General features: G+C 57.5%; 2 protein-coding genes. Both read right to left on the bottom strand.

The window, feature by feature from the left end:
* The coding region (locus C9413_RS31740) for a diguanylate cyclase (RefSeq protein ID WP_170251492.1) at positions 1–1,244 on the bottom strand (1,244 nt) is incomplete at its 3' end.
* A 184-nt stretch (positions 1,245–1,428) separates the two neighbouring features.
* The coding region (locus C9413_RS31735) for a 50S ribosomal protein L25/general stress protein Ctc (protein WP_170251490.1) at positions 1,429–1,856 on the bottom strand (428 nt) is incomplete at its 5' end.

Genomic DNA, 1,856 nt, shown 5'->3' with positions numbered 1-1,856 from the left:
CGCCGATGCACGACATCGCGCAGGGGGCGTCCGCATTCCGCATGGCGCAGATTGTCGTTGATCCACTTGAAGCGGTCGAGATCGATGAAGAGGCAGGCAAGCTCCTGGCCAGCGGCGTCGGCTTCGGCGATCTTGCCGTCGAGGGCGGTCTCGAAGCCTTGGCGGTTCAACAGGCCGGTGAGATGGTCGGTGATCGCCTGGCGGTGGTTGCGGTCTTCCGAGGCCTTCAGTGCGGTCACGTCGGTCATGACCGACAGCGAGAGCTGGTTTGGTCCGGTGGCTTTCTTGGATTCCAGGATCAGCACGTCCATGATGCGGCCGCCTGCGCAGAGGAACTTAACGGTCACGTCCAGTGCCGCGCCGTTCTCGAATCCTTCCTTGCGGTTTTGGAACGCGTCGCGGGTATCGGGCGTCACGAGTTCGGAAAATCTGCGTCCGATCACCTCAGCCCTGCCGTAGCCCGTTGCGACCAGCCAATAGTCGCTGACCGCTATGATGCGATCTTCGTTGTCCAGCGAGAAGAGCATGGCGGGCGTGAGGTTATAGATATCGGTTGCGAGGCGGTGGGCGAGCTTCAGTTCCTTCTCCTCGCTCTCCAGCTTCGTCTGCATCTCGTTGAAGCTGCGGGCAAGGCGGCCGATCTCATCGCTTGACTGCCAATCGACGTGATGGCGCGATCCAAGCTGACGGGTGGCCTCTATGGCAGCGATAAGCTGCATGAGTGGCTGGATGACGAAGAGGCGGTTGCCGATCAGTGCGGTGCCGAAGACGGTGAGCACGGCGAAGATGAAGATCGATATGAAGACGACTTCTTCATGCTTCAGGCCGGAGAAGAGGCCAAGCTTCGGATAATAGACCGCGATGCTGCCAAGGTTCTTCGGACCGTCGACCGTGTTGTAGATGATTGCGCGGGAAACCTGAACGAGCTCGCCATCGAAGGATTTCGGGATGGTCGATTGCGTCACGTTGAGCTGACTGGATTGATCGCGAACCTCGACCTTCACGATCGCGCCCTGCGAAACCATCGTGGCGCTGATCTGCGTTACGCTGTCTTCGTCCAGATCCCAGAGCGGCTTTGCGAGCGCCTGGGAATTGGCAACCAGAAGAACGGAGATGTGGTCGCGTATTTCCTTGTCGGCGCGCTCGGAGGAAAGGAAGAGAAACAATACAAAAAGCGGAGCGACAAATATGAGAAGCGCCCCGCAAACAATCGCAAAAAATCTGTTCTCAACGGAATTGTTCATGGTTCCGTTTTCTCCCCGGGCTCTCGCTTCGCGGCCATGACGGCAAAGAGCGGCAAGTGTAGAAATGCTTGGGGAATGCTTTCACGAATGTGTTAAATGTTGCTGAAGTGGCTCGCGTTAAAATTGATAAGGCCCGCCTTCCAGGGGAAAGCGGGCCCTATAATTACGAATTGGTGTATGCGGATTATGCTTCCGCTTCGCCTTCGCCTTCAGCCGGAGCTTCTTCTTCAACGCCAGCGGCCGGAGCAACGATCGTTGCGATCGTGAAGTCGCGGTCGATGACCGTTGTCACGCCCTTCGGCAGTACGACTTCGGAGATATGGATGCTGTCGCCGATCTTCTTGCCGGAGAGGTCGATATCGAAGAATTCCGGGATCGCATCGGCCGGGCAATGAACTTCGATTGTGTGGCGAACGATGTTCAAAACGCCGCCGATCTTCACCTGCGACTTCTCTTCGTTGATGAAGTGAACCGGGATTTCGACGGTGACCTGCGTGTTGCCGGAGACGCGGAGGAAATCCACGTGCATCGTGAAGTCGCGAACCGGATCGAGCTGATAGTCCTTCGGCAGAACCTTGTACTTCTCGCCGCCGACGTCGATTGTCGCAACAG

Source organism: Rhizobium sp. SEMIA 4085, assembly GCF_013004495.1.
Lineage (GTDB): Bacteria > Pseudomonadota > Alphaproteobacteria > Rhizobiales > Rhizobiaceae > Rhizobium > Rhizobium gallicum.
This window is presented reverse-complemented; position numbering and strand designations above follow the sequence as displayed.